The sequence below is a fragment of the Microbacterium sp. zg.Y909 genome, from assembly GCF_024626565.1.
The window spans coordinates 56,874-66,041 of the sequence record NZ_JANJFJ010000009.1 but is presented as its reverse complement, the minus strand read 5'-3'; the positions used below and the strand labels follow the sequence as shown (position 1 = coordinate 66,041).

At 71.3% G+C, this 9,168-nt stretch carries 8 protein-coding genes; 1 reads left to right on the top strand and 7 read right to left on the bottom strand.

The features are described from left to right. The 6 genes from NQ160_RS01890 to NQ160_RS01865 form a co-directional block, all read right to left on the bottom strand. A partial coding sequence (locus tag NQ160_RS01890; protein ID WP_257513543.1) for an alanine racemase occupies positions 1 to 445 on the bottom strand: 445 nt, incomplete at its 3' end. After that, positions 442 to 819 carry a holo-ACP synthase gene (locus tag NQ160_RS01885; protein ID WP_257513542.1) on the bottom strand — a complete coding sequence of 126 codons (378 nt, stop codon included), beginning with the start codon at positions 817 to 819 and terminating at the stop codon, positions 442 to 444. The genes NQ160_RS01890 and NQ160_RS01885, both read right to left, overlap by 4 nt. Positions 820 to 972: 153 nt before the next feature. Then, complete coding sequence (locus NQ160_RS01880; RefSeq protein WP_257513540.1) at positions 973 to 1,479, bottom strand: SRPBCC domain-containing protein; 507 nt, start codon at positions 1,477 to 1,479, stop codon at positions 973 to 975. Next, complete coding sequence (locus tag NQ160_RS01875; protein WP_257513539.1) at positions 1,476 to 1,871, bottom strand: ArsR/SmtB family transcription factor; 396 nt, start codon at positions 1,869 to 1,871, stop codon at positions 1,476 to 1,478. Before NQ160_RS01875 ends, NQ160_RS01880 begins: the two co-directional genes overlap by 4 nt. A gap of 69 nt (positions 1,872 to 1,940) precedes the next feature. After that, complete coding sequence (glmS, locus tag NQ160_RS01870) at positions 1,941 to 3,794, bottom strand: glutamine--fructose-6-phosphate transaminase (isomerizing) (protein WP_257513538.1); 1,854 nt, start codon at positions 3,792 to 3,794, stop codon at positions 1,941 to 1,943. 113 nt (positions 3,795 to 3,907) lie between these two features. Next, complete coding sequence (locus tag NQ160_RS01865) at positions 3,908 to 5,143, bottom strand: hypothetical protein (RefSeq protein ID WP_257513537.1); 1,236 nt, start codon at positions 5,141 to 5,143, stop codon at positions 3,908 to 3,910. Positions 5,144 to 6,045: 902 nt separating this feature from the next. On the opposite strand from NQ160_RS01865, the gene NQ160_RS01860 reads away from it, so the two are divergent. Next, entirely contained in the window at positions 6,046 to 7,518 is a 1,473-nt protein-coding gene (locus NQ160_RS01860) for a sugar transferase (protein ID WP_257513536.1), read from the top strand. Positions 7,519 to 8,127: 609 nt separating this feature from the next. Here the strand turns inward: NQ160_RS01860 and coaA are convergent. Continuing rightward, the gene (gene coaA / locus NQ160_RS01855) at positions 8,128 to 9,099 is read right to left on the bottom strand and encodes a type I pantothenate kinase (protein ID WP_257513535.1); all 972 of its coding nucleotides are present in this window, start codon (positions 9,097 to 9,099) and stop codon (positions 8,128 to 8,130) included. Positions 9,100 to 9,168 lie beyond the last annotated feature (69 nt).

The following is a 9,168-nucleotide window of genomic DNA, read 5'->3' as shown; positions in this document are numbered from 1 at the left end:
CGAAGACCGTCGCCCAATCCGCCGGCGCGACGCCGTTGCGGCCGAGCCCGGTCTCGAGCTTCAGGTGCACCGCGACCGGCCGGTCGGCCGTCGCCGCCGCGGCCGCGGCGAGCAGCTGGTCGAACCGCGACACCCCGATCTCGATGCCGTGCGACGCCGGCTGGGCGAACGAGGCACCCGGGGCATGCAGCCAGGCCAGGATCGGCGCCCGGATGCCCGCGCGCCGCAGGTGCAGCGCCTCGGTCACGTCGGCGACTCCCAGGCGCGTAGCCCCGGCGCCGAGCGCGGCGTGTGCGCTGCGCACGGCGCCGTGGCCGTAGCCGTCGGCTTTCACGACGGCGAGGATCTCCACTCCTGTGAGGCGCTTGAGGCGCCGGACGTTCGAGCCGATCGCGCCGACGTCGATGACCGCCTCGCGAAGCGTGCCGGCCGGCATCCCGTTCATCGCCCATCTCCTCTGCCCGGGCCTGCGGACTCGGCCACCACGTAGGCGGTCGCCAGTCCCGCGTCGTGCGACAGCGACAGGTGCAGCGCCGTGATGCCGCGGTCGGCGACGACCGCGGCCGTCGATCCGGTGAGGGTGAACCACGGCCGTCCCGAGGGCTCCGGGGTGATCTCGATCTCGGTCCAGTGCACGCCGTCGGACCCGCCCAGCGCCTTGATCAGTGCCTCTTTGGCGGCGTAGCGGGCAGCGAGAGACCGCGGCGGCAGGAGCCGCTCCGCGGGTGAGAAGAGCCGCTCAGCCAGTCGCGGCGTGCGTTCGAGCGACCGCTCGAACCGCGGGATGTCCACGAGGTCGACGCCGATTCCGACGATCACAGCCACCTCCCTCGCACCCCGGTCCCCGTCGGGGCGCGGCATCCGACAGGATACCTCGCGACCGCCCGTCGGAATTCAAGCCACGGGTTGCGTCCCGGCCGGCCCGGTGGCCGAATGCGCCCGGGAGCAGGAATTCCGGCGGGGTGGCGGCCGCTAGATCGCCGCCGCGAACCGCGCGCTGTAGCCGGAGCTCAGCTCGGCGTACCGCGCGCCCCACGCCCCCGGGCCGCCGAGGTCCGCGTCGGGGTCGGCGGCCACCGCGGCCAGCCGCTCGAGGTAGGTCTGCCACCCGGCCCCATAGGTCATCGACTGGATGCCGGTGTGCGCGAGCACGAGCCGGGTCCCCGTCGCCGCGGGCTCGAGGCGCACCACGAGCTCGGTCGGTTCCTCGCCCTCGGCGTGCCACACCGTCGTGAAACCGTAGGGCGCATCGCACGCGGTGATCTCGCCGCGCCCCCACGTGCTTTCGCCGTCGCCGTCGGCGACCTCCCACGTGCCGCCGAGGCGCAGGTCGCCGCGGTAGTCCCCCATCCACCGCGCGAGGCGGTCGCGCTGGGTGACCGCGGACCACAGGTCGTCGATGTCAGTGGGGTATACCGCGTCGTACACGACGCGATAGCCGTCGCCGTGGCGCTCGATGAGCGGGGAATCGATGGTCATGAGGCATCCTTCCGGTGGTGGTGCGCAGGCCGCGGCGGTGCCGCCTGCGTCGTGCTGGCCCTCGCGGCGGCGCGCGTGCGCTTGCCGCGGGCGATCTCGGTGCCGGGGGCATCGAATCGCTGGGCCCAGGGGGCGCGCAGGCGCGCGAGTGCCGCTTCGGCCGCGGCGGGGCCGGCCGGATCGAGGGCGTAGATGCGGCGCGGCCCCTCGGCGCGCACCGTCGCGAAGCCGTGCTCGCGCAGCACGCGCAGGTGCTGCGAGACCGCCGGCTGGGAGATGCCGAACTCGCTGCGGACGAGGTCGACGATCGCGCCGGCGGGCTGCTCGCCCTCGGCGAGCACCTCGATCATGCGCCGCCGTGCGGCATCGGCCAGTACCTCGAACGGGTGCATGCGCCCACCGTATAAGTTTCCACTTATACGGTCAAGAGCTCGCGAGTGAGTATTCGGCGACGCGAATACTCACTCGACGGTGACGGACTTCGCGAGGTTGCGGGGCTGGTCGACGTCGAGGCCCTTGGCCGTTGCCAGGCCCATCGCGAAGATGTGCAGCGGCACGACGGCCAGGAGCGGCTCGAACAGGGGCCCTGCCAGCGGGATGCGCAGCACCTCGTCGGCGAACGGGAGCACGGCGGCATCCCCCTCTTCGGCCACCGCGATCACGCGGGCGCCGCGGGCGCGGATCTCCTGGATGTTGGAGACCACCTTCTTGTGCAGCTCGGCGGACTCGCGCGGCGACGGGACGATCACGAACACCGGCTGGCCGGGTTCGATGAGCGCGATGGGGCCGTGCTTGAGCTCGCCCGCGGCGAAGCCCTCGGCGTGGATGTAGGAGATCTCCTTGAGCTTGAGCGCACCCTCCATCGCGATCGGGTAGCCGACGTGACGACCGAGGAACAGCACCGAGCGGGTGTCGGCCATCCAGTGCGCGAACTGCTCGATGTGGGCCTGCTCCTCCGCGAGGATCTGCGAGATCTTGCCGGGGATGGCCTCGAGCTCGCGCGCGTGCTCGGCGATCTCGACGGGCGAGAGCGTCTCGCGCAGCCGACCGACGTGCAGAGCGAGCAGGTACAGCGCCGTGATCTGGGCGACGAAGGCCTTCGTCGAGGCGACGGCGACCTCAGGGCCGGCGTGGGTGTACACGACGGCATCCGATTCCCGCGGGATCGTCGCGCCCTGCGTGTTGCAGATCGACAGCGTCTTCGCACCCTTCGAGGAGGCGTACTTGACGGCCATCAGCGTGTCCATCGTCTCGCCGGACTGGCTGATCGACACCACGAGCGTGTCGGGGCCGATCACCGGATCGCGGTAGCGGAACTCGTGGGCGAGCTCGACGTCGACGGGGATGCGCGTCCACTGCTCCAGCGCGTACTTGCCGGTCATGCCGGCGTAGGCCGCGGTGCCGCAGGCGATGACCACGATGCGGCGGATGCCGATGAAGAGCTCATCGAGCCCGTCGAGCTCGGGGATCTGGACGAGCCCTTCGTGGATGCGTCCGCGGACGGTGTTGGCGACGGCCTCGGGCTCTTCCGAGACCTCCTTGGCCATGAACGACGACCAGCCGCCCTTCTCCGCCGCCGAGGCATCCCACACCACTTCGAACGGCTCGACGTCGACGTCGTTGCCGTCGAAGTCGGTGACGGTGACGGCGTCGGGGGTGATCGTGACGATCTGATCCTGACCGATGGCCAGGGCGTTGCGGGTGTGCTCGACGAAGGCCGCGACGTCGGAGCCGAGGAAGTTCTCACCCTCGCCCAGGCCGATGACCAGCGGCGAGTTGCGGCGGGCACCGACGACGACGCCGGGGCTGTCCTGGTGCATCGCCAGCAGCGTGAAGGCGCCCTCCAGGCGCGAGACCACCGAGCGGAAGGCGGCGACGAGGTCGCCACCCTGCTCGCGGTAGGCGCGACCGAGCAGCACCGCGGCGACCTCGGTGTCGGTCTCGCTGCGGAAGGTGTACCCCTCCGACAGCAGCTCAGCCTTCAGCTCGGCGAAGTTCTCGATGATGCCGTTGTGGATGACGGCGAGCTTGTCGTCGTCGGCGAGGTGCGGGTGCGCGTTGGCGTCGGTCGGCCCACCGTGGGTGGCCCAGCGGGTGTGGCCGATGCCGGTGGTGCCGTCAGGCATGGGGTGGGCGGCGACATCGTCGCGCAGCACGGCGAGCTTGCCGGCGTGCTTGCGCATGTCGAGGTGTCCGTCGGCATCGATGACGGCGATGCCCGCCGAGTCGTAGCCGCGGTATTCGAGGCGGGCCAGGCCCGAGAGGAGAATCTCCTGGCTCGGCCGCGGGCCGACGTATCCGATGATTCCGCACATGCCGCCATCTTAGATCGGGGCGGCGGGCGACCCGTGCAACGCGGCATCCGGGCCCAGGCGCCGGACGGGGAGGGCCGTCGAAGGCGGCGAGGGATGCCGCGAGCGCGGCACGACTACGGCAGGCGCGGGTTCGCCGGTGACGGCGCGAGCCCCGCGATGACGGCGCGTACGTTCTCCACGACGTCGGGGTTGCGCAGCAGCTCGTCGTGGGCGCATCCGGCCCCGCCGAACGACAGCGTGGCGTTGCCGCCCAGCAGCTCGCCGACGCCGGTCACGCCCGGCGCGACGCGGTCCTCGCACCGCACGACGAAGACGGTGTCCGCCTCGGCTGTGGCCGACTCCCGCGAGACGAGGCCGTCGCCCACCGAGACGACGAGTCCGCCGGCGCGCAGCCTTCCGTCGCCGGCGATCGCGTGCACGTCCAGCTCTGCGGGCCAGTCGGGCATGTTCGCCAGCTCCGCGGAGCCGGCATGCAGCGCACGGCCTGCTTCGCCGGTGTTGGCGATCGACGTGCGCAGCCAGGTCGGCAGTCCGCAGCCGTTCATGGCATCCGCTTCGAGATCCCGGTTGCACAGGTCCACCAGCGCCGGGACGATCAGGGCGCGACCCGCAGACCCCGCCCCGATCACGGTGCCGGTGGCCACCGACACGATGTCCAGCAGCGTGGCGGCATCCGAGCCCTGGGTGGGCGTCCCCACCGTGATGACCTGCCCGATCATGGGGATGAGGTCGGGGTGCGCGGCCACGGCGTGGCGCAGAGCCAGCCCGCCCATCGAGTGGGCGACCACGTCGACGGGCGCACCGGTCTCGAGCGCCAGCTGCCGGATCGAGGCGGCGAGTCCGTCGACCACGGCGCTGCCGCCGATCCAGGCGGCGGCGGTCTGCGAGTAGTCGAATGCGTACAAAGTCGTGCCGGGGAGTGACTCCAGGCTCTGTTGCAGCGAATGGGTGACCTCGTCGACGGCGGTCGCCTGCACGGCCGCGGCGGGGTGCGCGAAAGGCGACTGGGCGATTCCCGGTTGGTCGTCGGCGGCGCCGGGCAGTGACGTGCTGAGCCAGCCGTGGACGAAGAGCACCGCCTGCGCGGGCTCGGTTGCAGATTCGGACACTGGACCCCCCGCCGACAGCGGCACGAGGGCGCCACCCAGCCGCTCGCCGACGACCGGCGCGACGACGACCTCCGCCGGCACCGGTGTGGCCGCGTACGACGGCAGCGGCGCCCCGGAGCTGGAGTACACCAGCACCGCCACCAGGCCGATGACGATCCGCGCCGACCGCGAGCGCCCGGCGCGCCGCACCCACCCGCCCAGCCGCCGCCGCGCAGAATCGCGGGCGTCCGCATGCGCCATGGCAGCGCTCCCCGCGGTCGATTTCGGGCGGGCGTCCGCAATCGACGCCGCGTGAACCGGAATGTCGCTGCGTGGCATCAGTGGAATCTCGAGCGCGAAATGGTAACCCCCATAACACGATTATGGGGGTCGAGAGTGGCGTGTCGGTGAATCAATAGCCGGAAATACCAAGCGGGACCCTCTCGAGTCAGCCATTTGGGGACTGAATTACTCGAGAGGGTCCCTTTGCCCGCGCACTCCCGGACGATCCGTTGGGGACGGAGCATGCCCAGAACGCCGCTTGGGGGGGCAGCTGAGTGTACGCGCAGGCACGATCATGCTAGCTGATGCTCCCGCGCCGAGGGCGCGAAGCGGGGTCGGCGATGCGCGGGAGTATCGCTTGGGCGGGTGCCGCGCAAGGGGGACTTCTCTCCTGCCGGGCGCCGCGAAGACCTGTGTAATATGGCCGCCGATGGGCGAGGGCCTGAGGCATTTGGGGAGTCCCGGGCCCGATGACTCCGTCACACCATGGGGGCATCTGGGGACACTGTGCACCGTGGGGGGCGTTGTGCCGTGCACCGGTCGGTGCGCGGCACAACGTGTTTATACCGGGTCCCCGTAAACCGTCCAGCGTTCCCTTCCCCTGGTTGGGTGCGCTGTGCCATACTCAACCCACGCCGACCACCGAAAGGGGGTGAGCGCACGCCGAGGGGTCGGCGGGAGACACGGCTCGATGTGGGAATCAAGCCGTGGAATCAGGCGATCTGGGGACACGTGCGCAGCGCGCACACTGGGGACGCGGGCACGCCCGCATTTGGGGACACTGGGGAAACTGTCATGGGGACATGGTTCTGTACGAGCGCGCTCGCTCGAAGGTGGTGCGCGACACTGCCCGACATCGAAGCGCATCGCGAGACCGAGCGATGAGCACCGTCCTCGGGGCGCGCGCGGACCTGCCGCTCGTCAACGCGCCGTGCACACCCGAGCCGCTCGAGCGTCGTCTGGCCTCACTGCGCAGGCACCGCACGTGCGCAGAGGCGGCGGACGCCGCTGTCATCGCCGGCGTGGCCATGGCCGCTGCGTTCGCACCGGCGCTGTCGCCGGCGCCCGGCGAGGGTGCGCCTGCGTCCGTGATCGGGTGCGCGGTCGTCGCCGCGGTGTGGATCGCGGCGTTGGTGCCGCTGCAGCGCGCGTCCCGCCGTCGCAGCCTCGGCCAGCATTTGGGTCTGCTGCCGGTGCTGCGCTCCGCGGCGATTGCGCTGACCGCCCTGGCGGTGCTGGCCGGCCTCACGGGCGGGCCCGCGCTTTCTCCCCACGTCCTGTTCACCATTCCCGTCGGTGTCGGCGCGCTCACCGTGCTGCGCCTGGCGTCTCTCGCGCACGGGCTGCGCGCACCCGGCGAATCACGGGCGCACCGCACGCTGGTGGTGGGCGACCGGGCGGGGATCGAGCATGTCGTCCGCTCCCTTCGCAGCGGCGGCAACCACCACATCGTGGGGGCGGCGATCTCCGACCCGGGCACGGCGGAGCTGTCCGTCGACGGCCAGGTCTATACCGTCCACGGCTCACCGGCGGATGCCGCGCGCATCTGCCGCGATCTCGGCGCCGACACCGTGATCGTCGCGGGCGGCACCGATGATCCCGACTTCGTGCGCCGACTCAGCTGGAGCCTCGAGGGGGCGGCGACGGACCTCGTGCTGGCAACGCGCCTGACCGACGTCGCCGTCTCCCGCATCTCTTTCGAACGTGCCGAGGGCCTCGCGTTGACCCATGTCAGCCTGCCCCGGTTCGACCACTCGAGCATGCGCGCGAAGCGCGCACTCGACGTGGTCGTCGCGCTCGTCGCGCTCATCCCCGTGGCGATGGTGACACCGCTCATCGCCGCGCTGATCGCGTTGGACACTCCGGGGGGCGTGTTCTTCCGTCAGCGGCGGATCGGGCGCGACGGGCGCGAATTCGACATCATCAAGTTCCGGACCATGAGCGCGACGGCCGAATCCGAGCTCGACGCCCTGAGCGCGGCCAACGAGGGCGCCGGACCGCTGTTCAAGCTGCGGCAGGACCCCCGCGTCACACGGGTGGGCGCGGTGCTGCGCAGGTTCTCGCTCGACGAGCTGCCCCAGTTCTGGAACGTGCTGATGGGGGAGATGAGTGTCGTCGGACCCCGCCCCCCGCTGCCTCGTGAGGTGCGCGACTACGACGGCAACGTGTTCCGTCGGCTATACGTGCCACCGGGTATCACGGGACTCTGGCAGGTCAGCGGACGCAGCGACCTCTCCTGGGAGCAGAGCGTGCGCCTGGATCTGCATTACGTCGAGAACTGGTCCCTCGCGACCGACCTGCGCATCATCGGCCGCACCGCGGCAGTGCTCGCACGACCCCGAGGGGCGTACTGACGTGACCTGGGCGCCCGGTCCTCCGCTCTTTCCGGGCACGTGCCCGGGCGTTGCCGCCTGGCAACGCCCCCGAATGTGGCGGCTCATGCTCGAGCCAAGACGACCGCTGTGTCGCGCGCCGGGGCCATCTGGCATCCGGTGCGCCACGGTGGTCGCACTCCTCCCCCAGAGGGCGTGAGTCGCCACTCCCAGGCGTGTCCGCTCGGCGCACCATCGCCGGGCGGGCACGCCGCCTGCTGTCAGTGAGAGCGCGCTGACAGCAGGCGATCGACCACCTCGCCCACACGTCGTACAGCGCCTCGGTGCGGCCACGACGCAGGTCTTGGGCCCATCCGGGGTCATTCACCCACACGACGCCATCGTCGGCGCCGTGTCGTTGCGCCGCACCGTGCACCGCCCGACGCAGCAGCGCATCGGCCGTAGGCCCCGCCAGTCGCGGCATCCATTTACTCGGCTCGAACAGGCCGAGCCGTCCACCGTAGCCTGAGGCGACCCGCAGCCCCCGCCCTCGGCGCGCCCTCAGGTCGTCGCAAGAGGGATCGTGTCAGGCGCTACACCTGCGCCGCGGCGCGCTGAAGGCGCGGCATCCGCCGGTCTTGTTCGCGGCACTCAGAGCTTGCGCAGCAGCACACGCTCCACGCCGTGATGCGGGCCCTTCTGCAGCACGAGGGTCGCCCGGTGGCGCGTGGGCTCGACGTTCTCGCGCAGGTTCGGCAGGTTGATGTCGTTCCAGAAGCCCAGGGCGAGCTCGACGGCCTCATCGTCGCCCACCTGAGCGAACCGGTTGAAGAACGAGTTCGGGTTGCTGAAAGCCGCGCGGCGCAGCGCCAGGAACCGGTCGACGAACCACTGCGTGATGTGCTCGGCGTCGGCGTCGATGTAGATGGAGAAGTCGAACAGTTCGCTGACGGCGACGTCGTGGGGCGACGGCGGGGGCTGCAGCACGTTCAGGCCCTCGACGATCACCACATCGGGCCGGCGCACCGTGACGTGCGCGTCGGGGATGATGTCGTAGCGCATGTGCGAGTAGAAGGGGGCGCGCACCTCGGCCGCGCCGCTCTTGACCTCGGTGAGGAAGGAGACGAGGGCGCGGCGGTCGTACGACTCCGGAAAGCCCTTGCGGTGCATGATGCCGCGGCGCTCGAGCTCGGCGTTGGGGTAGAGGAACCCGTCGGTTGTGACCAGCTCCACCCGCGGGGTTCCGGGCCAGCGCGCCATGAGCTCCCGGAGCAGGCGGGCGATGGTGGACTTTCCGACGGCGACGGAGCCCGCCACCGCCACGACGAACGGCGTCGTCGTGTCGCTGTCCCCGAGGAACGCGCTCTCTTCTGCGCCGAGCCGCTTGGTGTTCTCGGCGTACAGCGACAGCAGGCGGCTGAGGGGCAGGTACACCTCGCGCACCTCGTCGAGGTCGAGCCGGTCGCCGATGCCGCGCAGCTGCACGACCTCGGTCTCGGTGAGCGGGTTCGCCATGCCGCGTGCCAACCGCGCCCAATCGGCGCGGTCGATCTCCCGGTAGAGCTCGCGGGCGAGGGGCTCGGGGTCGGTTGCGGCCGCGCCGGCGGCAGGGGTCTCGGCCATCGCGCCCCATCGTATCGGTGCGCCGCCCCGGGGTCGGTGCAGGCCGCGCGCGGGCACAACGTCGCCATG

Coding starts and splice junctions, on each gene's coding strand:
- NQ160_RS01880 (WP_257513540.1), bottom strand. CDS start 1,479: ATGACCATCGATTCCCCGCTCATCGAGCGCCACGGCGACGGCTATCGC.
- NQ160_RS01875 (WP_257513539.1), bottom strand. CDS start 1,871: ATGCACCCGTTCGAGGTACTGGCCGATGCCGCACGGCGGCGCATGATC.
- glmS (WP_257513538.1), bottom strand. CDS start 3,794: ATGTGCGGAATCATCGGATACGTCGGCCCGCGGCCGAGCCAGGAGATT.
- NQ160_RS01865 (WP_257513537.1), bottom strand. CDS start 5,143: ATGGCGCATGCGGACGCCCGCGATTCTGCGCGGCGGCGGCTGGGCGGG.
- NQ160_RS01860 (WP_257513536.1), top strand. CDS start 6,046: ATGAGCACCGTCCTCGGGGCGCGCGCGGACCTGCCGCTCGTCAACGCG.
- coaA (WP_257513535.1), bottom strand. CDS start 9,099: ATGGCCGAGACCCCTGCCGCCGGCGCGGCCGCAACCGACCCCGAGCCC.